Annotated in this window: 17 protein-coding genes; 9 read left to right on the top strand and 8 right to left on the bottom strand. The window is 37.3% G+C overall.

What is annotated here, in order from left to right; translation table 11 throughout:
* Positions 1-5 precede the first annotated feature (5 nt).
* Together IPI99_10635 and IPI99_10630 are read left to right on the top strand one after the other, a co-directional pair.
* Positions 6-1,073 (top strand): NTP transferase domain-containing protein, encoded by a 1,068-nt coding sequence (locus IPI99_10635; protein MBK7340973.1) that lies wholly within the window; start codon positions 6-8, stop codon positions 1,071-1,073.
* Between the two features lie 255 nt (positions 1,074-1,328).
* Positions 1,329-6,188 carry a gliding motility-associated C-terminal domain-containing protein gene (locus IPI99_10630; GenBank protein MBK7340972.1) on the top strand — a complete coding sequence of 1,620 codons (4,860 nt, stop codon included), beginning with the start codon at positions 1,329-1,331 and terminating at the stop codon, positions 6,186-6,188.
* 54 nt (positions 6,189-6,242) lie between these two features.
* Here the strand turns inward: IPI99_10630 and IPI99_10625 are convergent, their stop codons facing one another.
* Complete coding sequence (locus tag IPI99_10625) at positions 6,243-7,790, bottom strand: DUF853 family protein (GenBank protein MBK7340971.1); 1,548 nt, start codon at positions 7,788-7,790, stop codon at positions 6,243-6,245.
* Between the two features lie 78 nt (positions 7,791-7,868).
* Here IPI99_10625 and IPI99_10620 point away from each other — a divergent pair, with 78 nt between their 5' ends.
* Complete coding sequence (locus IPI99_10620) at positions 7,869-8,744, top strand: hypothetical protein (protein ID MBK7340970.1); 876 nt, start codon at positions 7,869-7,871, stop codon at positions 8,742-8,744.
* Position 8,745: 1 nt separating this feature from the next.
* Entirely contained in the window at positions 8,746-9,417 is a 672-nt protein-coding gene (mqnB, locus tag IPI99_10615) for a futalosine hydrolase (protein MBK7340969.1), read from the top strand.
* Between the two features lie 738 nt (positions 9,418-10,155).
* On the opposite strand, the gene IPI99_10610 is transcribed toward mqnB, so the two are convergent.
* The 5 genes from IPI99_10610 to IPI99_10590 all read right to left on the bottom strand — a co-directional run bounded on the left by IPI99_10610 (position 10,156) and on the right by IPI99_10590 (position 15,751).
* The gene (locus IPI99_10610) at positions 10,156-12,450 is read right to left on the bottom strand and encodes a T9SS type A sorting domain-containing protein (GenBank protein MBK7340968.1); all 2,295 of its coding nucleotides are present in this window, start codon (positions 12,448-12,450) and stop codon (positions 10,156-10,158) included.
* A 183-nt stretch (positions 12,451-12,633) separates the two neighbouring features.
* Complete coding sequence (locus IPI99_10605; protein MBK7340967.1) at positions 12,634-14,232, bottom strand: hypothetical protein; 1,599 nt, start codon at positions 14,230-14,232, stop codon at positions 12,634-12,636.
* Complete coding sequence (locus tag IPI99_10600; protein MBK7340966.1) at positions 14,219-14,839, bottom strand: hypothetical protein; 621 nt, start codon at positions 14,837-14,839, stop codon at positions 14,219-14,221. The genes IPI99_10605 and IPI99_10600 overlap by 14 nt, the downstream gene beginning before the upstream one ends.
* A 6-nt stretch (positions 14,840-14,845) precedes the next feature.
* On the bottom strand, positions 14,846-15,271 hold the full coding sequence (locus IPI99_10595) for a DoxX family protein (protein MBK7340965.1): 426 nt from the start codon (positions 15,269-15,271) through the stop codon (positions 14,846-14,848).
* A 129-nt stretch (positions 15,272-15,400) separates the two neighbouring features.
* Positions 15,401-15,751: an iron-sulfur cluster assembly accessory protein gene (locus IPI99_10590; protein ID MBK7340964.1), complete on the bottom strand. Its 351-nt coding sequence runs from the start codon at positions 15,749-15,751 to the stop codon at positions 15,401-15,403.
* Positions 15,752-15,830: 79 nt separating this feature from the next.
* Between IPI99_10590 and IPI99_10585 the strand changes: the two genes are divergently transcribed.
* Entirely contained in the window at positions 15,831-16,343 is a 513-nt protein-coding gene (locus IPI99_10585; GenBank protein MBK7340963.1) for a hypothetical protein, read from the top strand.
* On the opposite strand, the gene IPI99_10580 is transcribed toward IPI99_10585, so the two are convergent.
* Positions 16,332-17,276 (bottom strand): NAD-dependent epimerase/dehydratase family protein, encoded by a 945-nt coding sequence (locus IPI99_10580; protein MBK7340962.1) that lies wholly within the window; start codon positions 17,274-17,276, stop codon positions 16,332-16,334. The genes IPI99_10585 and IPI99_10580 overlap by 12 nt on opposite strands.
* Positions 17,277-17,336: 60 nt before the next feature.
* Positions 17,337-18,314 carry a hypothetical protein gene (locus IPI99_10575; GenBank protein MBK7340961.1) on the bottom strand — a complete coding sequence of 326 codons (978 nt, stop codon included), beginning with the start codon at positions 18,312-18,314 and terminating at the stop codon, positions 17,337-17,339.
* Positions 18,315-18,446: 132 nt separating this feature from the next.
* On the opposite strand from IPI99_10575, the gene IPI99_10570 reads away from it, so the two are divergent.
* The 4 genes from IPI99_10570 (at position 18,447) to IPI99_10555 (ending at position 23,609) form a co-directional block, all read left to right on the top strand.
* Entirely contained in the window at positions 18,447-19,127 is a 681-nt protein-coding gene (locus tag IPI99_10570; GenBank protein MBK7340960.1) for a ribonuclease H-like domain-containing protein, read from the top strand.
* A gap of 253 nt (positions 19,128-19,380) precedes the next feature.
* Positions 19,381-20,259 (top strand): T9SS type A sorting domain-containing protein, encoded by an 879-nt coding sequence (locus IPI99_10565; protein ID MBK7340959.1) that lies wholly within the window; start codon positions 19,381-19,383, stop codon positions 20,257-20,259.
* Between the two features lie 100 nt (positions 20,260-20,359).
* Positions 20,360-21,031 carry a ribulose-phosphate 3-epimerase gene (locus IPI99_10560; GenBank protein MBK7340958.1) on the top strand — a complete coding sequence of 224 codons (672 nt, stop codon included), beginning with the start codon at positions 20,360-20,362 and terminating at the stop codon, positions 21,029-21,031.
* 85 nt (positions 21,032-21,116) lie between these two features.
* On the top strand, positions 21,117-23,609 hold the full coding sequence (locus tag IPI99_10555; GenBank protein ID MBK7340957.1) for a carboxypeptidase-like regulatory domain-containing protein: 2,493 nt from the start codon (positions 21,117-21,119) through the stop codon (positions 23,607-23,609).
* Positions 23,610-23,622 lie beyond the last annotated feature (13 nt).

Raw genomic sequence — 23,622 nt, 5'->3', positions numbered from 1 at the left:
TATAGATGGCCAGGCATGCAGTAATTATGGCAGGAGGAGTTGGGTCGAGATTCTGGCCATTAAGCAGAAACCAAAAACCCAAGCAATTTTTAGACATATTGGGTACAGGAAAGTCTCTGCTGCAACAAACAGTAGATCGACTGAGTACATTAGTAAGTATGCAAAACATTTGGATTGTTACACATGAAAATTACAGAAATTTAGTCATCCAACAATGTCCTGCTATTTCTTTAACTAATATACTGAGTGAGCCATTTCGCAGGAATACAGCTCCCTGTGTTGCATTTGCTTTAACTTCAATCCATCAACAAGATGAAGATGCGAGCATGTTGTTTGCACCTGCTGATCATATAATTTTAGACGAAGATAAATTCGTGGAAGATTGCAATGTTGGTTTTGACTTTATAGAAAATAATTGTGCATTACTCACATTTGGAATTCAAGCTACTATACCTCATACAGGGTACGGTTATATAGAATACAACGAGTCGGTTTCTGATCCGTTTGAAAAGGATAACATTTTTCCTGTGTTAAACTTTGTCGAAAAACCGGACCATAATACAGCATTAAAATATTTACATCAAGGTAATTATGTTTGGAACAGTGGAATTTTTTTGTGGCATATGAAAACAATATCCGAGGAATTTCAAGCTTATTTACCGGGTTGGTTGGAAGAATTCAACAAAGAGAATATTCATAATAATATAAGGAAAATTTATGAATCTATCCAAAGCATTTCCATTGACTATGCAATACTTGAAAAATCAAAAAGAATTTTTGTAAAAAAGGTAAATTTTGGTTGGAGTGATTTGGGTTCCTGGGGCTCATTATATGATCATCTACCACAAAATGAAGATTCCAATGCAATGATTGGGAATGGCATACTTGCCTTGCAAACCAATGATTGCCTCATACAAAATACAGAAAAAAAATTATTGGCAATTTACGGATTGAGGAATATGATCGTCGTAAATACTGACACTGTATTGATGATATGTGATAAAAACGAAGAACAAAATATTAAAAAACTTCTAAAAGAAGTGGAAGATAAATCCGGAGATAAATTTTCATAGAGTCTGTGAGCGATTTCAAAAGAAATCTGCCTATTTGAGGAGCACAACAAATAGATCAATCAAAATCGTGAGCATTTGTAATACCAGGAGGTGGAGCATTTCGATGCGAATTAGTAAGTAGGTTTGAACCGGATGTATTTATTAATGGAAGACATGCTGGGCTTTCAACGTCGTGTTGGGTTTTGTACCAGGAACCAAAAATTCATATCCTGTTCATTTTAAGTCCTTATCTTGCAGTCAAATTCAATCTCGGGAATGAAAAGGCACTTAGCGTTCTTGCTGACATTAATTATTGGGCTTATAAATTCAGTCTCTGCACAATGTCCCGATATCATTACCACTACTACAAATCCGAACTGCATACCCTCTTGTGAGCTGTGTTCCGGTGAAAGCATTACCATTACTTTGACAGGTGGAGATTTACCAAACGGCGGAAAGATCAATTATTATTATAGTGACAATTTTGGCTTCAACCCTTATAACGGTGAAGGAACTTACATTGGATTCTCAACGATAAGTACCCCAAATCCACCCTGTAGGATTTGTCCTTCTTTGGTGGGACTTATGATAGATGCTTGTGGTGGTGGTGCAGAAGCTGACAATGAATTTTTCATAGTTTGGACAGGTAGTGGTTTCAATACTTCCGATCTCAATTTTACCTACGACCCTTCGAATAGTGCTGGACCTGGTAATGGACATATTGGAGGTGGAAGTTGTAGTCTGACAGCAGGCAATGCTGGATTAATACAAGGATGTGCAGCTACTCCTGTAGGTGGATCCTATAATTTACCGTCAAATGCAATATTAGTTGTGTTCACCAGTAGTTCTGCTTCTACAAGTTATGATTTTGGCGGTGTATGTGGAACCGGATTGAAAATATTTGTTGCACAGAGCACCTGTGATCGAAGCATTGGAGCTTTTTCAAATGTCACTTCAACTGGACTTCGAAATCAAACGCTTTCCATTGACGGATGTGGCTGCAGTTCTTCTGCCCAATACGATACCGATGATCCTTCGCTGATGGGTGATGGTGACACTTGGGCTGGAGGTGTAGGAAATGATGGCTGTGCAGCTCCGGGAGTCAATGCACCAAGTTACACTCCGGCACCAAGCACCATTAGTCCATACGTATATAAGATACCTGACTCATGGTGTGACAAAGATTATGAGATCGTTGGGATCATTGATCCTAAACCGGATCCAATGTGTTGTGGAGAAGAATTTACAGAAAGGATTCTAATCAGTGTCAGATGCCCAAAAGCAAAACCGACAACTATAAGAGTCTGTGAAAATCAAATAGGAAATGGAACCGGTACTTTTACTTTGAGCGATGGCGAAGATATCATTTTAGATGGGAGCATAGGGACAGTACAGTGGTTTAGAGACATGGCTGGGACCCAACCAATTAGTTCCCCATATACGACCGTTTCGACAACAGTTTATGCCCAAGTTGTGAGCGGGAAATGCAAGTCAGCATTAGTGCCTGTAATGCTTGACGTAATTAAAATCCCAAGAGCAAGGGCTACTTTCGATGAAAGTTGTGATATGGGAAATGGTGAAGCTGAATTTCCATTAGACGACTTGATCAACACTATCTTGAATGGTAATTCCGGAACAGTAAAATTTTATGAAGACATCAATGCGACGATTGAAATAACACCACCATACACATCCAAGACGAAAACAATATATGCAGTTATCGACGATGGTGAGTGTACTTCAAAACCTGTTGACATCAGATTGGTAGTTTTGGACCGACCCAAAGCCATACCCGCAGCTGAAACCAAATGTGATGAAGGTGGTGGATTTGCACTTTTTCAACTTACTAATTTGGATAACGGAATAGGTGGCTCTGGAAAAACAATTACTTACTATGAAGATCCGGATTTATTAATACCTATAGTGCCTCCTTATAAAACCCAAACAAAACATATTTTTGCCGTTGTTTCTGATGGCAAATGTGATTCAGAACCTGTTGATGTTTACTTGAGAGTCATAAATCTGCTATCCATACCACTCGTATCAGATAAAATGTGCGACAATGGTATGGGACAGGCGAGTTTTGATTTAGTAGATATAAAAAAACAACTTACAGGTGGAGATACCAGTGTTTTGATAAAATGGTTCAATGACAGTTTGTTGACGATGCCTATTAATCCACCTATTATCATTACTGTAAAAGATACAATCTATGCACAAATCAGCAAGGACTCATGTAAATCTTTAGCAATTCCAATCATTTTAGAATCTGTCAAAAGACCAGCTGCAAAATCAGCGAGTATAATTCTATGTGCAGATAGCACAGGCCGTGCAGTTTTTGATTTGAGCTTCCTTGTGGATTCAATCAATGGAGGAGATAAAAATCTTTTTGTAATCTTTGCTCAAGATAGCTCATTAAAACAACTGGTAAATGGTAAAATAAATACCAGTAAGGATACTCTATGGGCTGCCACAATTGATGGACAGTGTTTTTCGATTCCCGTTCAAGTTTTTTTAGAGGCTAAACCAGGACCACAATTTTTTACTCCATTTGACACAACAGTTTGTGGTTTCTATATTTTACCCAATATCTTAGGTAATCAGCTTTCATCGAAGGCTGCATACTATAGTCTTGACTTTGGAAAAGGGAAGCAATTCCAAGCAGGAGATACTGTAAAACAAGCACAGGTAGTATATTTGTTTGACAAAAGTGGCACATGTGATGCAAGAGACAGTTTTGATGTACTAATTGATATAGCACCAGATGCGGGATTAGATAATGTTGTCACAGTATGTGAAGGAAATATTGTTGACTTAAGAAGCGTATTAAGCCTAGGAGATCCTAATGGAACATTTATTGACCCTGCAAACACAGGATCGCTCAATCAAAGTTTTTTCAATACTTCCGGAAAAAGTGGATTCACATTTGATTTTGAGTATATTGTTTCAAACAATTCAAGCTGTCCGGATGATACGGCTACACTCGGTATCAAAGTTGTTAAGCAGGTGGAAGCCGGCAGAGATACCATAGGTCTTTACTGTGAAGGTGACAAAATTGATCTGAGTTCATTATTAAATCTTGCAGATGTTGGCGGAAAATTCTCATATCTACCAAATGATTCAATTCTTTCAAATAATATCTGGGATAGTAATATTTCCGGACCAGGCTCTTTCCTTGTTCAATATAAAGTTGGCGATGGATTTGCATGTCCCGTTGACAGTTCAAAATTTATTCTGATTTTCCAAGAAAAAATTCAGATAGATCATATTGACACATTGTCAGGGTGTGGATACGTGGTACTCCCTGATATTACCGGAAAAAATGTACAAAACAACACTATATATTCATCGCTTCCTCTTGGTCAGGGGATAAATTTCCAAGCAGGAGATACAATTAGAAACACAGGATTAATTTATCTTTTTGGATATAATCAAAATTTCTGTCCTGATGAAGATTCTATTTATGTAAATATCCTAGCTTCCGTGAGCTCGAATTTTATTCGCAATAACTTGTGCTCTAGAGATTCATTTTTGATAGGTGGGCAGTATTTTTCGAAATCAAATCCAAGTGGCATTGTCACATTAAAACAATTCAATAGCAATTGCGATAGTATTGTAAGCATTAATTTGCTCTATCTTCCTGATGTGAGAGTAGATTTTAAACCGAATGCTTGTCCTGGGGAAATATTTAGTATCAATGGGTCTACATATTCGGAGCAGAGGCCGAGTGGAACAGAAATTTTAACCGATCAAAATGGCTGCGATTCCACTGTTGTCATTCAAATCAATTACATCAAGACTAATATTGGAAATTATTCTGCTTCAATTTGTCCGAATGAATCAATAGTACTGAATGGAAAAAATTACAATGCGTCTAAATTATCAGGGATGGATACAATCAAAGGTGGATCGATATTCGGTTGCGACAGTATCTTCCAAGTGAATTTACAGCTTAAAAATATTTCGCAATTCAATTATCGGGACACCATTTGTGAATCCGATTCAGTCACTTTAGGAGGAATTCAATTTGATAAAAATAATTCGCAGTACAGAGATACCATTCCGGGTGGAAGTATGAACGGTTGTGACAGCATCATTTCAATCTCATTCTACATCAAACCCGAAATCAATACAGACTTACAAAGCCGGCTGTGTGAAAATCAATTTTTGACCATTAATGGCACGAGATATGACATTACAAATCCTTCGGGAATTGAAAGATTCCCTTCCCAGAACAATTTAGCCTGTGATAGTATATTACATATCAAATTGTTTTTTGACAAAGCGGTTTCCAGTAATTACATATCATCACTCTGTGATGGAGATAGTGTAATCGTAAATAATAAATATTATAGCGCCTCAAAGCTAACAGGAAATGATACATTATATGGACAGTCTGCCGGAGGATGCGATAGTATCGTATTTGTGCGATTTAATCTATTGCAACAATCTTCCTATTTTATCAGAGAAACTCTATGTGAAGGTGAAGATTTGATCATAAATGGGACGGTATTCAACGTCGACCATCCAAGTGGAACAGTACAATTGAAAAATGGCGCACGGAATGGTTGTGACAGTACGATAACGATCAATTTAGATTTTGTTTCTTACCAAATTCAATATACAAAATCCCTAACCATTGCACCAGGGCAGAGTGTAAAATTGGATGTCAGTACAACAATGAATCCAACAAGCATTGAATGGATTCCATCGATTGGATTGAGTTGCGATAACTGCCTCAATCCAGAAGCAGCGCCTACACAAAATACATCATATCAGTTGAGGTTGGTGGATAGTCTTGGATGTGAAATTCTCATCAACATTCAAATCAATGTCAAGCTTGAAGATGATGTCTATATACCAAATATTTTCTCACCTAATGGAGATAATATCAATGACCACTTCAAGGTGTTTTCTCAAAATCCAAACGCCATCATCGCCAATTTTGTAATCTATGACAGATGGGGTGAACAGGTATATAGAGAAACTGATGTTAGCGTTCAATCTCATACAGGATGGAATGGATTATTTCATGGTTCGCTGATGAATCCAGGAGTATATGTTTATCTAGTTCAAATAGAAATACCGGGAATAGGCTCAAAAACACTTTCCGGAGATATGACCCTAGTCAGGTGAAAAATGGTGATGGAGAATTAACTTCAGAACAATTTTTCAGAATCAATGCCAAGTTTAAAACCAACCTGTTTTTTTCCTTCTGGTGGTTTTAGGTTTGATCCCAAACATTCCCAGTAAACCACGAGTCAATTCCCTGGCTACCGTTCGGCCGACTTGCCTGGTAACAGTACTTCCCATTATTTTGTCAAGCGTACTTTTTTCTTTTCGGCCAAGCCTTTCATCTTCAGATTCTTGCTCTTGTGAAGTCTGTTCTGCTTCGTCTATTTTTTGTTGTAATATCTCTGCTGCAGATTCTCTGTTTATTTCTTCATTGTAATAAGCTGCAATCTCACTGGATTGACAAATATTATCCATTTCAGAATCCGATAATACATCCATTCGTGATTGGGGTGGACACATCATAGTTTGCACTAATGCCGTCGGGATACCTTTCTCGTTTAGAGCAGTCACAAATGCTTCACCAATACCGAGTTCAGTAATTTTTTGGGAAACATCATAATACTCAGTAATCGGATAATTCTCAGAAGCTGCCTTTATTGTTTTTCTATCCTTTGCAGTAAATGCTCGCAGGGCATGTTGGATCTTCAAACCTAATTGGCCAAGAATAGACTCAGGAATATCATCTGGATTTTGAGTGATAAAGATCAAACCAATGCCTTTTGATCGTATCAGTTTGATAATTGTTTCAAGCTGATTGAGCAAAGCTGGAGTTGCTTCTTCAAAAAGTAGATGTGCTTCATCCAAAAAGAATACCAGCTTTGGCTTTTCCAAATCACCCGCTTCAGGAAATTTAGAATAGATCTCAGCCAGCATCTGAAGCATAAATGTTGAAAAAAACTTAGGCTTATCTTGAATATCGGCTGCTCTCAATATGCTGATTACTCCCCTTCCTTGTCGATCTGTCCGAATCAAATCATCCACCTCAAATGATCTTTCACCAAAAAACTTGGAAGCTCCTTGCTGTTCAAGTTCGATGATCTTTCTTAAAATTGTGCCCACGGAAGCAGGGGAAACAGTTCCAAATTCCTTTTGAATAACTTCCTTCCCTTCGTTCGTGATAAACTGCAAAACTTTTTTGAAGTCTTCAAGGTCCAAAAGCAATAAACCATTGTCATCACAAAATTTAAAGACAAGAGAAATAACACCCTCCTGAGTATCATTCAAACCTAATATTTTTGAAAATAGAACCGGACCAAATTCAGATACAGTAGCCCTCAATCGAGCACCTTTTTGATCTGAGATACTGAGTAGCTCCACAAAATTACCTTGAGGGATCCACTCCATCCCGATAAGTGAACTTCGTTCAGCAATTTTTTGATTTTGTGTGCCTTCCAAAGCAATTCCGCTTAAGTCACCCTTAATATCCAACAAAACACAAGAGACTCCTTTGTGACTGAGTTGTTCCGCAGTAAGTTGCAAAGATTTGGTTTTTCCCGTACCGGTTGCCCCTGCGATCAATCCATGTCTATTAATGGTTTTGAGAGGTATAGAAACCGGGCATTCAGCAAAAACCTTTCCATCTAACATCCCTGCCCCAAGCAGTATGGATTCGCCTGAAAACTGATATGCCGATTGAATTTGACTTATAAATTTGTCTGTCATTTTGAGTATTAACTTTGGACAAAGGTACATGTATCCGAAAAAATATTGTAGTTTGCCCTCAAATATGGATAATAAGTAATGAGGAGTTTACTTACGAAAGATTGTCTGTCGGTTCATAGACAAGGATTTCTATTGATTTCTTGCTTAATATTTATTCAGAATATCACAATAGCTCAACATTCTGTCTTGTATACTCTGAGAGACGCCAAAAGTATAGCGAGTGGAAGGACAGGTGCAGTAATGTATAACCCTCAGAACGGACTAAACAATCCTGCACATAGTGTATTGACCAAAAGTAATGGGCTGTACTTCCTAGCTTCAAATTACTATGGGGTTTCTGGTTTGTATCAAGGCAATCTTGCATACGACTTTAAACTGCAGTCAAGAAATGGATTTAATTTTTCATTGAATTACGATGGATCTCCAGAGCTAAATGAGAGCCTGGCTAACTTTGCTTGGTCAAGATTAATTAAAAAAGATGCAGCACTGGGAATTTCGGTGTCAGGGATGATGAGAAGTTTGCCTGAGGCAGAAAATCAATACGGTATAATTGTATCAGGCGGTTTTCAATTTAAGTTAATTGATCATGTGCTTTTAGGTGGTATGGTTAGAAATCCATTGCCCGTCGAATCAAAACCAAATCTTTTTACCTTACCCGCACTCTATGCATTTGGTGTGAACTATTGCCCATTAGAATTTGTCAACTTCAATGCAGAGCTTCAAAAACAAAGCGACTATCCGATAAGTATTCATTTTGGAGTTGAGTATTTTCCACACCAAAAAATCGGAGTATGGCTAGGATATCAAAGTAGAACTAATGGCGTGAGCATTGGGACGAAATACAAGATGACTCAAAAGATATCAGCAGAGTTTTTTGGAGAATACCAGAACGTCTTAGGATTTCATTTTGGCTTGGGTGTGAATTGCAGATTGCATGTTCCAAATTCACTTTAGTATGAGGATACTTTTATTATCCGCAACTGAGGAAGAAATTTCCACTACCGTTCGTCATCTGGAATCGAATGCGCTTACATCAAGTTTGACTGACTTTAAAACAAAAAACCATGAAGTTAGAATTCTCGTCTCTGGGGTAGGTCCTGTCCATATGGCCTTTGCCTTGGGGAGGTGGTTTGATTCAAAGCAATTTGATTTAGTCTTGCACGCAGGTATTTGTGGTTCATTCAATGATAATTTTCCAATTAATTCAATGCTTGAAGTGGTGCGTGAACGATTTGCAGATTTAGGTGCTGAAAATGAGGAAGGTCTAACTTTAGATATTTTTGATTTAGGCCTCGATAATCAAAACAGATTCCCATACAGTGATGGGTGGTGTGAAAAGAAGAAAATCGGCATGGAATTAAACCTCCCCAAAGCCTCGGGTATTACAGTGATGCGTTCCACCGGAACTCTTAGTACCACAGAGCGCTTAAAATCACAATATCAAGCTGATATAGAAAGCATGGAGGGTGCTTCGGTTTTCTATGCATGCAGAATGTTGGACATACCCTTTGTTTCAATACGCTGTGTTTCAAACATGGTTGAAAAACGCGATAAATCGAAATGGAATATTGTAGGCGCAATTGAAAATTTAAATAAAACTTTAATCAAAATTTTCGATCAGGATTAAGAGAAGTTAATACTTTAGACTTTTAAAATTTTTTAGCAATCTTTAAAATTAATACCTAACCATTCCAGACTTAAAATAAATATAGACTTTATTCGTTTTTTTTGAATCGGAAACATGGCATTAAGAATATATTTTTTATCCTTTGGCAGATCAAATTTGATTATCCAGTTTTGACTTTGCGATATTTTACCTGAGACTAATTATCATTCACACTAATGTGAATTACAGTTCAATAGATTAAGGTAAGATTTTAAATCAGACCAGGCTTAAATCGTAAAAGCTTGGGTTACTGTATCGATGATTTACAAGGGAGTTTGGACGAATATATTGCAAAGTATTGAACTAGGTGATATTGTAGTGAAGTATTCGACCAATGCTTGTGATGTGCCGGGAGGATTTCGCATTGCGAATATCGAATGAAACTATTCACTCATTAATAAAGGCACAAAAACTAATAGGCCAATCCAATTGCTTTAAAGACGGACAAGCTGTGTTTTCAATTTTTCAAGTGGATGCTTAATGAGTACTCATTATAGTCACATTTAGTCTGGTTCAAAAATCCATTTTTGAGAATAATGTAAGACTTAAAATTTTCAAGCCATTTTATTTGATACGGATCTTCAGTTTCAAAGCTTGGGTTAATACAAAATAATACTTTGCTTGCATATCTTTATTGAAAACGACAAAGGGCCACTCTAAGAGCAGCCCTTCATGGATATGTTCAAAATTACTTCAATATTACTCCAATACAACTTTTCCCCTTTCCAATTGGCTTGAAGACCTCAACTGAAAATAATAAATACCCGTATTCAAATGAGCTGGCAACTCAACTTCAATTTGAGTTTTACCTATTTTTATTGGGTCAGCTAATTTTTGGAACAACACTTTTCCAGATAGATCTAACAATTCAAGGTCTACACTATGATCCGAGCCAAGATTATTCAATTCTATGATAAGTTTTTCACCTTTTTTAATTGGATTCGGATAATAATTGTGTACCTGAAATGTGCTTGTGGCATGTGTAAACTGAGAACCACCAATTTGAGCTTGGATAAAATCAAAATACTCTTTAGCATTCAATGACCTCGTACGTGACCCCAGAACTGAAGATGTAGTTGGATTTTTATAATTAAATGAATTATCTAAATCTCCAATCCTAATTGCTGTGTAATTCAAATCGGAAGCAGAATGATTTAATGCATGCATCTCCAGAGCTAGCAAAGGATTCACACCTGGTTTTGAAAAATCAAAATTCGAAGGAATAAACTTCCAATGTACTGGAATTGCCGTCACTGGTAAATTGCCTTGGACAACATCGTATAATAAATCAAAATCAGAATAATCAATTTTTGAATCGGAATTTACATCTGCTGCAATCAGTGTCAACGGAGTCTTAATGATTTCAGAATTCAATATGTGTCTGATCAAAACGACAACATCATTAATATCCAGTCCATTTATATTGTCTTGCTTTTTATCAAGTAAAATTCGGTAATCATTACCCTTTTTTAAGTCTTTCAAAGTAAAGTTACCTTCTTTTGTACTTTTATCTGACACGGAATTTACAGTCCAAATGGTATCTATCTGAGTAGTGTAAGTAGTGTCTGAATGTCTTACGTAAAAAATATTTCCGCTCTGAGTTCGTATCGTATCATACCTGGTTTGAACATGCATGATCTTAGATGATTGTAGGCTAAATGAATTCATTTGATCCGCAGCTACATTTACTGCTTCTATTGGAATAAGATTGGAAGTCAAAATTTTGCCGCTTAAAATCAATGATGAAGTTCCACCACCTATTAAACTGTCTCTCATGCAGTTGGGGATTCTTGCATTATTGTTTTGTATTTCAATAGTTGTCTTACAAAAGCTTTGATTGCCAAATGTATCTGTGACCCATATTTCGACTTGGTTTTTACCTAAGTCGGCACATGTAAATACCCTGGAAGTATTTTTCGGATCTGAAGAAAAAGAGTACCTCAAATTCTTATATCCGCACTTATGGAACGAACCAAGATTGAGATCTTTTGCCCATACTTCTATCATTCCATCCTCAGGAACGCCATCCCTGTTACTATCAACAGGCATTAATGCTACAATTAGTCCGGTAAGGCAGTATGGAGTTGGGGCAATATTGTTGGTCACAGTCACCTTCATTTTGCACTTCACTACACTACCACATCCATACTCTGCTATATAATAAAATTCAGTGGTACCGACAGGATATACGCCTGATGCATCAGGTCCTTTCTGTATTGAATAAGGTGAAGTATTTGTGATCTTCGAAATAGCTCCACATTTTGAAAATGCTTTGACAGAATCAAGTTTAACAAAAGCTCCCTTACAATCGTTTGTCGCCGCCACGATTGTATCTTTGAGACAATTGATATAAGCACCTGTATCTTTGGCTACAATTTTAATCACCTGAGTATAGGTCCATATACCCACCGGTGGATTAGCGTTTGGAACATAGGTGCACCAATCTATGACTTTCCAATCACGTAAAATCTTCATACACCCATCTGCAACGGTAAACTTCATATCCTTATAGGAATACATGGGTTGACTACAACCTACTTTCTTAAAAGTTGGATAATCATAAGGTTTAGGTAGCAATCTGGGATCCGCACTAGGATTGCATCCTTCCAATTCTAATGAAGGAGGCCAGTTGATGTCTGCGACACCAAAGCCGGCAGAGCCACTAGCCACAGTGATGATCTGAGTACAAGTATGAGTGTTCCAGTGCTTATCCTCATATTCCCACGTTCTTTCTATGGTTCCTATACCACAAGAATTCGTGTTGTACTTGACTGATTTTGGAGCAGGAGCATAGACCTTTTTATAATTCTCCCAAACCCAAGCTTTACCCCATCTGTCCAGATCAGACAAATCTTCACTACACCAAACTGTAACGTTTGGAGGACATTCCAACCACACACTTTGAGGGGCAGCACTACCTTTAGCATATGTAAATAGCAAAAATAAACCAGCAAGCCACAATGACCTAAAGAGGCCAATAAATGGATTATTCATATTATAATAAAATGATTTACAACCAATTACCGTAGATGGGAATGATGTGTGTGGTTCGGTTATGGTGCAAATATATAAATATATTATAATATGAAGTATATATATCTAAATTTTATAATGTGTTAATTTATAATCCAACCGACTAGAAATAAAATTAAGGCTGAGAAAATCGAAAAAACTAAATTAGCGCCATTTAGTAAGTTTGCTTATCCGCCGTTGTACCAATTTGTTACCTTGCCGGTCTAAAATCACAACAGAATATAGGCCCTCTGCCAAAAATCCAAGGTCCAATTCCAATTGGCTTTCTTTGGAGATCGCTTTTGCCAGCAACAGTGTCCCTGATGAAGACCAAATCTGCAAAGTGTTTGTATAAACTAAAATATTCTCCGGAATTGTAATTTGCATGCGGTCAGAAACAGGGTTGGGACTCAAGACTAGGCTCGAATTCTCCATTAGATCATGATTCTGCACTCCTTCAGAAAGAATCAATTTCACCTCTAAGATAAAAGGATTCGGTCTCACTTCTTGTGCTCTATCTTTGACCCAGGGATTGGGTTCATTTGTTGGGTTCCATAATCCTCCGATGATCCATCCGATAACTGCGGTGTCATGATCCTTTAATCTTGAGAGATCAACTCCATTGATAGAATCATTAAAATATTCTTTATTGTGGACAAATTCAGCTGCAGCTCCAAAAAATCCGGGCAATCGATCAGAGAAAAAGGTTTCTGAATAATTTCCATCTTCATCTATTTTTATTGAGCTGATATGATCCACGAATGGCACCTGAGCATCTCTCTCCACTTCAGCGTTTGAGTTGATAAAATACTCGGACATTCCTCCAAAAAAAATATGATATTCAGCATTAGGTTGAATACTGCTATTTGCTAAAAGAACATGAGGACAATGATAATTTGCGAGGCGTTGTTCAAATCCGGCAATTTCCACGACTCCATTTTGATTTATCCTGGATAAATTATAAAAAGGGCTTTGAATATTCTCTTGAAATACACCGGAAAATAAAATAATATCTCTCTGAATACCTTTTTCTTTTTGTACATGAATATTATAGTCTCTCCGATGAAAATTAAAGACATCATTAAACTCCTGAATTTGGATTACTCTACTGCTATGTTCATTCAAAGTAAATATTAAAGTCCGGTCAGTGTACTGCTGATCGATCAATCCTGAATTAGATGTGTATTTTCCCTTTACGCGATGTCCTCCAATCAAATAAAACAACGAATCTGCTTTTACTAATTTACCACCTGTAACTGTAAAAATTGGATCCTCCCAAATGCTGATACAGGAATCAATGAAATTTCCTGTACTCAGTGTCATTGATAATGCTTCCAGATTAATCACCATCATGTAAGGTAAAGTCTCATATATCCCCAGGTAAGTTTCACCATATCCTCCCATGATATAAAGCTTATTTCCCTCTTGTACGTACTGTGAGTTAGCGCTATTTAAAATCTTTAAAATTCGCGGGTCCATTACTTTAAAGTCCCACTGAATTGCTGATAATTGTCCTACCTGGAAAGAATATATATTTCGATTTGAATTTTTATAATTGAATCCCTCCTCCTTGCCATGCAATCCATCTACCCTACCACCAAATATCCACAAAGTATCTTTCCACTCACCATAAGAAAAAGAATGCACACCCGGCCATTCTTTTAAAGTAAATGTATCAAATTTAAAATTGAACTTTACCTGAGCAAAGTTTAAATTAGTCAATAATATGAAAATCAGTAAAACGAAATATCTATTTTGAATCATTACCATCATCCAATGTATAAGACAATTCCATCCATTTTAAAATCAAACTATCATTTTTGAAATTTGGATGGCAGTTCAGTTTATGAGTAATCCGATCCCCTTTCTCAAGACCACCGGTTGAGACCAGTTCATCACTGATTTTGCCTTTAAACTTCTTTAATGCAAACCCGAGTTCAAGTCTGTCTTTTGTTGCTGGTTTGAGTTGTGCAATTACATGTGTACGATAAACAGGAACTATAGTTTCACAAGGACATATTTTAGCTTCTGGAAAATGGCCAATAGCCAAGCTGATGATATGATCAAAAAGCGGCTTCAAATTTGGTTTTGCAAACAACATCTTTTCTACAAAAATCGGAGCATTTTGAAGATATGATTCAGAAACCATGAACGGCTTCTTTTCTTCTAAATAAGAATCTATTACGATTGATTTTTTAGAAGCTCCTAACTCCTTATATTGATTTAAAAACTCTTTAATCTGTTTAGGATCTACTAATTTTTCTTTTTTAATAAGTGCATGCCACTCTCCCAGACTTAATCCACTGGTAGTTTTTAAATTACGAATGATCGAAGATACATACGCGATTGAAGGATGAATTGAATATTGCATAACTGACTACCATTTTTCTTTTGGACCAAGAGGCACTCCAAAAAATCTCCTGATGCTGTACTTACCGGTGCCGTAAATCAAAACATGGATCAATCCCCCGGTGATGGCAATATTCTTCATAAATAAAATACTCTGGATATTATATGAGCCCGGCGGAGCTTTCCAAAATGCATGAATAATAAATGTAACCGGAATCCAATAAATCATCAATAAAATGACCGCAAGCGTTGGTCTATAACCAATAATTAAAAAAATAGCTCCAACTGCAAGCACTACCGCACTTGTATAAATTAAAAATTCGGGTTGCCATGTAATACCATATTCAAACATGGTCGTTTTCGTCCTTGTAATGAATTTTATAGACGTAAAAGCTTCGAATAAAAAAATAGCTGAAAGGCAGATGCGCGCTAAGAGGTCAAATACATCTCTCATTTAATTCTTCAGATTGAAATTTTCAAACAGATCAACAAGCAATATCTACTAATGTGAAGAGCAAGCTATAAATCGCAATACTCACACTTCTCAGGGTTCCTGGCTTTGGAGAAGGAACTCTATTACAATCTAGGCAGAAAACGATTGCCCGCAGCCACATGAAGACTTGGCATTAGGATTATTGAAGCTAAATCCTCGATTGTTTAAACCTTCAACCCAATCAATTTCCATTCCTGCCAAATAAAGTCCATGAGATCTCTCCATCAAAATTTTCATACCATCTATATCGAAGACTTGGTCAGATTCTTTCTCCAGATCAAAGCCGAGCATATAGCTAAATCCTGAACAACCTCCCCCTTTGACTCCTACTCGAAGGCCATACTCTTTCGGTACCTGCTGTTCTGTTCGAATCCGCCTTAATTGCTGTACTGCAAGATCACTGATCTTAATTGGTGCCTCTGTTATTGTTTCCGTTGACATAATTTTCGTTTAAAGGGATAAACAACATAGCCGGCTTTTTAGTTTATTTACATCCAATTTTGGACTAGAAACTACAATTATGGAGTGGATTGTTGAGCTTTTGAAAATCAGTGTACCGGCAATTATAGTTGCCTGGGTGGTCCGTACAATGATGATGCAACATTACAAACAGCAGAGAGAAGAAATGAGGCTGCAATTGTTGCAAAAAGGTCTGGAGCAAACTTTACCACTCAGACTGCAATCTTATGAAAGGCTCGCTCTGTGTATGGATCGGATTCGACTCCATGCTTTGAGCAATCGATATAATACGACAAAATTAGATCCAAAGGATCAAATACCCGTCTTGATGCTTGGTGTACAGCAGGAATTTGAGCACAACATTGTTCAACAATTGTACGTCAGTGATCAATTATGGAATATCATCCAGATCACTCGAAATGAGGTGATGCATCAAATCAGTCAGTTGTCAGAACCGGATAGTAGTTCGGCCAACGCGGAAGTAAAATTTCAAAAAGCTGCTGAAGCTGCTGATCGCTTTATAGATTCATCTTTGACAGCTATCAAAACCGAGATCAACACATTATTGAGATAGTTTGACTTTCAAGTGGCTAAGCATATCCACAGTCATAGACTCCAAATCAAAAGTTGGCTTCCAAGCCCAATCATTTCTCGCAGAACTATCATCAATTGATTGATTCCAGGATTCTGCAATTTGTTGCCTGAAATCAGGTTCATAATTGATCGTAAAATCAGGTAAATGTTTTAGAATTGAAGCATATATCTGAGCAGGAGTAAAACTCATACCGGCTACATTGTAAGAAGTTCTGATATGAATATTTTCACTTGGCGCATCCATCAACTGAAGTGTTGCTTTAATGACGTCATCCATGTAGATCATTGGTAACATGGTATCTTTTTTCAGGAAGCAATTGTAATGCCTGTCTCTCAATGCTGCATGATAAATTTCAACGGCATAATCAGTAGTTCCTCCTTCCGGTATGCTTTGCCAACCAATAACTCCGGGATAACGAATGGACCTGACATCCAGACCATATCTTTTGTGATAATACTGTGCCCAAAGTTCGCCTGTCACCTTGCTGATACCATAAACCGTGGACGGTTCAAAGGAAGTGTGTTGCGGAGTGGATAGTTTTGGTGTTGTAGGGCCATAAACCGCTATAGAACTGGGAAAAAATATCCTTTGAATTGATTTTTCTACACATACCTGAAACACTCCCAACGTTCCGTCCATATTAATTCTCCAGGTGAGTGCCGGATTTTTTTCACCATTGGCTGATAGCAATGCCGCTAAATGATACACTGTATTGATTTGGTATTGATCTATAGCAGATTTAATTCCTTCAGTATCTAAGATATCCAATTGAATGAATTGCCTTGGCTTTTCAGCAGGTACTCTGATATCGGAACAAATGACGTGATCAAGTCCAAATTTATCCATTAGTGCTTTACTCAGCACTGTGCCGATTTGGCCGTTTGAGCCGAGAATAAGGATTCTTGTTTGCATTCCAATTTTCAAATAAGACACAAAAAAAGCCCTAAAAAAGGGCTTCAAATAGCATAAAGTTTATTTTAATTTGATCGATGATGTTCCCACAAGATATCCTTTGTTGTACACCTCCACCTGGTAGGTGCCCTTCTCAAAAGCACCAGGATTTTTCCAATCTCCACAAACTTTTTTCTCTTCATTTTGATAGTCCGTTTCAAACTTTGTAGAATAACGGATATTATCACCTGTGGATTCACTTTTCATTACACCGGAACCTTGTGCTTCTATTGCCTGAGTTTCTCCGATCGGATTGATGACTCTGACAAAAAACGCTTCAGAACCGGCGTCGGTATTCATATTCTTTGTAGTATTAAAACACACTCGCAAAAAATCAGTATTTTTTGCTCTGGTAACGGAATTCGGCTTTTTGCCGTCTTTATCTTCAAATGCCTCTACATCAATTTTTGCGACCGGAATTACTGCAGCACGATTCACTCTCTTTGATAAGGCAGTTTTCTCTGAACTCAGAGTCTCTTTTTCGGTAGACAAAGCTCTTTTGGCTTCTGTAAGTTGAGCATTTTCAGCAGATTTTTTCTCTACTTCCATCGTAAGGCTCTGTTTGTCCTGCTGCAATCCTTCATTTGCGGAAGTCAACACCGCATTTTCTTCTTTCAGTTTGCTTATCTGAGCCATGTAGTCCTGAAGCTTGGTTTTCATATTTGTCATCTCAACTTTGGCTGCAGCTAAGTTTTTACTGTCCTTAAGGAGAGAAGAAATCTTGTCTTTCTGGATTCTCAGTTCTTCTTTCTGCGAATCTATCAAAGTATTCAATTCAGCGTTGTTGGTCTTCATATCGTTCAACTCAACCATGGCATCTTGATACTGTTTTTCCAAGTCGGTTTTTGCTTTATCCAGCATTTCGAGCTCATTCTCTTTCACCAGATTATCGTTCTGCAAACTTCGATTGTTTACAAATTGGTATACGTTGAGTCCTAGCAAAGCCATGATTCCAATAATCATTGCTGCTTTCAGGTTCTGATTTGATTTATCCGCCATTTTTTTAAAATTTTTTGTTTGGATGAATGGAGTTTTGAACGTAAAAATAAAGAAAATAAGATGCCAAAGTGGCAATTTGATTGATATTTGGGTGAATAATTGCAATTTAGCGCAATTTTTAAACAGTTCCATATGACTGCTCTAGATAAAATTCTCTTTTTAGATATTGAAACTGTCTCACAGTTTAGGACTTATGACGAACTCGACGAAAGGTGGCAGAAACTTTGGGATCACAAATGCAAGTCTTTCCATGTTCCAGACAAATCAACCGACGAGCTATATGCACAAAAAGCTGCTATTTATTCTGAATTTGGTAAAATCTTATGCATAGGACTCGCCTTTGAAAGAAACGGTGAGGTCAGAACTAAAGCCATCATTGGCGAAGATGAAAGTTCAGTTTTGCAGGAATTCTTTGGAATTGTCAACCAGCATTTTGCCAGACCTGAGTCAAATGCCTTTTCAGGTCATAATATCAAAGAATTTGACATTCCCTACATTTGCAGAAGAGCAATGATACATCAGTTAGAATTACCACTGATACTTCAGATCGGAGGCAAAAAGCCCTGGGAAGTAAAGTATCTTTATGATACCATTGAACAGTGGAAGTTTGGAGATCAAAAGAGCTATGTATCATTAGATCTGCTTGCGGCCTGCCTTGGGCTCGAGAGCTCTAAAGGAAAAATGGACGGGAGCATGGTGGGACATTATTATTGGAACGAAGCTGATCTGAATTCTATAGCTGAATATTGCCTGGAAGATGTTTTGCTCAGCATGAAAGTTTACAAAAGAATATTTGCACCTGATCAGCATTAAATTCAAACATTTAAATTATATTATAATTTAATTTAATGTAAAATAAATTAATTAATAACACTATATATATCACACATATATTTAATATAAATCGGTGAGGCAATTGAATAATGATAACTATTAAATAATTTATTTAATTGTATTCCTTTTTAAGTCATAGGGTTATATTTTTTTTAAGAAAAACTTTGAACTGCGATTGCGTTTATTAGAAATCTGAGTTATCTTTGTATTTTAATCACAAAATCGACCTGAGATGAGGAAGTTTATACTATTATTATCTCTTAGTATTGCAATTCAAGTCAATATTAAAGCACAGGATTGCATAGACACTGTCTCCAATGCATTATCTATTATTACCAAAAGTTCATTTGGAGGACCGGACTGCTTATTTACCGTGAGATTCTGCTTAAAAAAAACAACGGAAGATGCAGTTAAGATAGATTATGCTGTGACTCACACCTACGGTACGATGTACAGAACGATCAATGTTGCAGCGTTGCCAGTAGGATCGGTGATTTGTGAGCATTTTACTTTTGTAGCTGATTGTAATTCTACGGCTTCTTTTCTAGCTGTAGGAAAGAAAGCAAATGAAATTGTTTGCGGTCAGGTTTCAGATTTTATCATACTGCCCATCCGTTTGAGCGCTTTCGAAGGTAGTTTAGACAGATCAGGAATGGTAACTTTAAATTGGAATACTGCCACTGAAATCAATTCAAGTCATTTTGTCATTCAACAAAGTGTAGATGGAAGGACCTTTACTGATGTTGGAAGAGTTAAAGCACAAGGAGATTCCAGAACTGAAATCAGATATCGCGCCGAAGTAAAGTTTAACGACAGGGCAAGGACAAATTATTTTAGACTTAGAATGATAGATCGAGATAATTCTAGTGCTTATAGTCCATTGATCAGTATTGCAAAATCGGGAGGACGCTTGGTCATCTCTCCAAATCCTGCTTCAAGTTTTTTGACAGCATCTTCAGGTTCTCTGGAGAACCTTGAAATTTTTAATATTTCTGGCGTAAAGCAAAACGTAAATCGGATTGACGCCAATCAAATCGATATAGCTGATTTAATCCCAGGAGTGTACTTTGCTCGTTCCAGTGATGAAGTTGTGCGCTTTATAAAAGAGTAAAAGATGTTTTCAATCCTATATAAAAAAGCCGTCTTTTTTGATGGCTTTTTTTGTTTCATCACGACTTACTAAACCAAGATCAGATCAAAAAAATATAACGATGCCATCAGCCCTTATAGCCCCTTCCCTATTATCTGCTGATATTCTCCATTTGGAACGCGATATTGAAATGGTAAATTCCAGTCAGGCAGATTGGCTTCATTTAGATGTTATGGATGGAAGTTTTGTACCCAACATTTCATTCGGTTTCCCTATTGTAAAAGCAGCTTCAAAAATTTCGACAAAACCACTAGACGTTCATTTGATGATCGTAAATCCTGACAAGTACCTCCATGAGTTTAAAGATGCCGGTGCACATATTTTGACGGTCCATCTCGAAGCTTGTACTCACTTGCATCGAAGTATTCAAGCAATCAAAAGTTTGGGCTGCAAATCCGGAGTTGCTATCAATCCACACACCCCTGTCACAGCACTCTTCGATGTTTTGGAAGATGTGGATGTAGTTTGTCTTATGTCAGTAAATCCGGGATTTGGGGGACAAAAATTTATTTACAGAAGCATACATAAAATCAAACAACTAAAGGAAGAAATCATCAGCAGGAATCTGAATACAAAGATTGAGGTGGATGGTGGTGTAGGCCGACAAAATGCTGAAGTAATTCTTCAAGCAGGTGCAGACATATTGGTTGCCGGAAATGCAATTTTCGGGGCAGAACATCCAACTGAAGAAATCAAGCATTTAAAATCAGTTTCTGTTCATACTTATATTTAGTAGAAAGCGTTTATGGATTCAACAACCTTCCAGTAAATCAAGCATCTCTGTGTCCTATAAGTCGATCTTAATAATAGTTTTCCTAATGAGCAGCATTTATTCGAATTCTGCGCAAGAGGGAAAATATCTGGTACGAGGTACGGTAACCGAGGCGAATTCAGGAAAGCCGATTGAATTAGCTACTTTATTTATTCCACAAACCAACTATTTTGCAGAGAGCGATGTAAATGGAAGTTTTGAAATCAAACTCAATTCTTCGCGAAAGCAAATTTTAAAAATCCACAGATTGGGATATGAAACCGGTGAAGAATGGATCATTTTTCCAAAAGATCAATCTATTATAAATCTCCAAATCCATTTGAAGCAAGTCGTGAGTACAGAAGTGCTCATACGATCTGACAAAAATACAGATGGACCGGCTGTAAGGGAAAATGCTGTTTCATTCCAGTTGCTTCCTACAGTTTCAGGAAATATAGAAAGTGTACTTCCTAGTATAGGACTTGGCATCAGGCCCGGAGCAGGCGGTGAGCTTTCTTCGCAATACAGTGTTCGCGGTGGAAGTTATGATGAAAATCTGGTTTATATCAATGATTTTGAAGTCTATAGACCTCAAATTATCAAAAACAGCCAACAGGAAGGATTATCTATAGCGAATCCGGACCTCATTAACGATTTATATTTTTCTTCCGGTGGCTTTGATGCCAAATATGGTGATAAGATGGCTTCCGTTTTAGATATAAAATATAAAGTACCTGAGGAGTTCAAAGCCAGCGTCCAAGCTAGTTTGCTTGGGGGCAGCCTGAGCATGGAAGGGAGTACCCACATCCCAAAAATTAAAGACAGAAAATTAAGATTTTTATTAGGTGCAAGATATAAGTCCAATCAGTACTTATTGAGTTCTCTTGATGTTAAAGGAGAATATCAACCAAGGTTTTTCGATCTTCAGACTTATTTGAATTATAATCTCGGTCCCAATGCTCAACTCAATTGCCTCATTAATTGGAACTACAGCCAGTTCCATTTAATTCCAGAATCCTCGACAGTTGGCAAAGGTAATTTTCTTCAGGTCTTGAGATTGAATACTGTTTATTTCGGCTCTGAAGACGACTTGTTCGACCAGAAAATGGCCGGATTATCTTTTACATACTTTCCTCAAAAAAGAAAAATACCACACTTTGTAAAAATGCTCGCTTCTACCTATCTGGGAAATGAGGCTGAGCATTTTGACATCCAAGGCTATTACAGACTTGCGGAAATTGAAATAGGGAATACTTCTTTGACGGAAGCTAAAGAAGTCAGCTTATGGGGAGAAGGTATACAACACAATTACAGCAGAAATTATTTAGAATCCATAGTTTATTTGGGTGAAATTCGAGGAGGGATCGATTTCAAAAATATTGAAACATTCTTCAAAAATCACTTCGTTCAATATGGATTCCAATATAAAAATGAGCTATTTCAGGACAAGGTTAACGAGTGGCAAAGGATAGATTCTGCGGGATATTCTTTGCCTTTTGGAAGTGGTAAATTATTGGTGAATGAGGTAGTCAAAGCTGAAAATGAAATCCATTCAGGCAAATGGAATGTATGGTTGCAAGATCAATTCAATCAAAACATTGGAGACAGTTATCAGCTCAAATGGACACTTGGTCTGAGAGGACTTTATTCTATGCTCAATGATCAGTTCATGCTATGTCCCCGTGGAAAGATTGAACTCTTACCAATACAAAATTCTGCGCAACGAGTCCTGTATTTAGCCGGAGGCATCTACGCCCAACCACCATTATTCAGGGAACTTCGCGATCCCAGTGCACATGTTGAATTGAATCAGAAATTTCAGAGATCTGTTCATTATGTGTTAGGATACAAATCAGACTTTTTATGGAAGCCCATCAGCGACAAACCATTTAGATGGATAACTGAATTTTACTATAAGACATATTCTGACTTAGTATCTTATGACCTGGACAATGTGAGGATCAGATACAGCGGACACAATGATGCAAAAGCATATGCGATTGGTTGGGACAATCGAATCAACGGCGAATTCGTACCCGGAGCAGAGTCTTGGGTCAATATTTCATTTTTAAGAACTAGAGAAAGATTGAACGGTGTACAACACAAAACTCATGTTGATGCTCAAAGTGATGGCAAAGACGTAGCAGATGTTCCCAGACCTACAGATCAACTTTTTGCATTGAGCATGTTTTTTCAGGATTATCTGCCCATGAATCAAGATTTTAAAATGCATCTGCAAGGAACAGTGGCAAGTGGTCTTCCTTATGGCTTCAGAGGCAACAACATCGTTTATAGAAATGAATTCAGGCACAAAGCCTACCACCGAGTGGATATAGGGTTCTCCTACAAGCTTTGGGGTGAATCCAAATCCGGCGTCAGAAGATATAACTGGACGAGGTATTGCCGCTCAGCCTGGGTTTCATTGGAAGTATTCAACTTATTAAAAGTAAAAAATGAAGCATCCGTGAGGTGGATTAAATCCATTTATGATTACCAGTTTGCTATACCTAACTATCTGAGTTCCCGTAGAATAAATTTAAAATTGCGCTTTGATTTTTAAAAAATGTATTAAA

The organism is Saprospiraceae bacterium, assembly GCA_016710235.1.
Lineage (GTDB): Bacteria > Bacteroidota > Bacteroidia > Chitinophagales > Saprospiraceae > Vicinibacter.
Note: the sequence above shows the minus strand (reverse complement) of the source record. Positions and strands in the feature narration are given on the sequence as shown.

What these genes read in the sequence shown, in the direction of transcription:
- IPI99_10620 (MBK7340970.1), top strand. Translation starts at nt 7,869, where the DNA reads ATGAGGAGTTTACTTACGAAAGATTGTCTGTCGGTTCATAGACAAGGA.
- IPI99_10605 (MBK7340967.1), bottom strand. Translation starts at nt 14,232, where the DNA reads ATGATTCAAAATAGATATTTCGTTTTACTGATTTTCATATTATTGACT.
- IPI99_10630 (MBK7340972.1), top strand. Translation starts at nt 1,329, where the DNA reads ATGAAAAGGCACTTAGCGTTCTTGCTGACATTAATTATTGGGCTTATA.
- IPI99_10585 (MBK7340963.1), top strand. Translation starts at nt 15,831, where the DNA reads ATGGAGTGGATTGTTGAGCTTTTGAAAATCAGTGTACCGGCAATTATA.
- IPI99_10590 (MBK7340964.1), bottom strand. Translation starts at nt 15,751, where the DNA reads ATGTCAACGGAAACAATAACAGAGGCACCAATTAAGATCAGTGATCTT.
- IPI99_10635 (MBK7340973.1), top strand. Translation starts at nt 6, where the DNA reads ATGGCCAGGCATGCAGTAATTATGGCAGGAGGAGTTGGGTCGAGATTC.
- IPI99_10625 (MBK7340971.1), bottom strand. Translation starts at nt 7,790, where the DNA reads ATGACAGACAAATTTATAAGTCAAATTCAATCGGCATATCAGTTTTCA.
- IPI99_10560 (MBK7340958.1), top strand. Translation starts at nt 20,360, where the DNA reads ATGCCATCAGCCCTTATAGCCCCTTCCCTATTATCTGCTGATATTCTC.
- IPI99_10595 (MBK7340965.1), bottom strand. Translation starts at nt 15,271, where the DNA reads ATGAGAGATGTATTTGACCTCTTAGCGCGCATCTGCCTTTCAGCTATT.
- IPI99_10555 (MBK7340957.1), top strand. Translation starts at nt 21,117, where the DNA reads ATGAGCAGCATTTATTCGAATTCTGCGCAAGAGGGAAAATATCTGGTA.
- IPI99_10575 (MBK7340961.1), bottom strand. Translation starts at nt 18,314, where the DNA reads ATGGCGGATAAATCAAATCAGAACCTGAAAGCAGCAATGATTATTGGA.
- IPI99_10610 (MBK7340968.1), bottom strand. Translation starts at nt 12,450, where the DNA reads ATGAATAATCCATTTATTGGCCTCTTTAGGTCATTGTGGCTTGCTGGT.
- IPI99_10600 (MBK7340966.1), bottom strand. Translation starts at nt 14,839, where the DNA reads ATGCAATATTCAATTCATCCTTCAATCGCGTATGTATCTTCGATCATT.
- IPI99_10565 (MBK7340959.1), top strand. Translation starts at nt 19,381, where the DNA reads ATGAGGAAGTTTATACTATTATTATCTCTTAGTATTGCAATTCAAGTC.
- IPI99_10570 (MBK7340960.1), top strand. Translation starts at nt 18,447, where the DNA reads ATGACTGCTCTAGATAAAATTCTCTTTTTAGATATTGAAACTGTCTCA.
- IPI99_10580 (MBK7340962.1), bottom strand. Translation starts at nt 17,276, where the DNA reads ATGCAAACAAGAATCCTTATTCTCGGCTCAAACGGCCAAATCGGCACA.
- mqnB (MBK7340969.1), top strand. Translation starts at nt 8,746, where the DNA reads ATGAGGATACTTTTATTATCCGCAACTGAGGAAGAAATTTCCACTACC.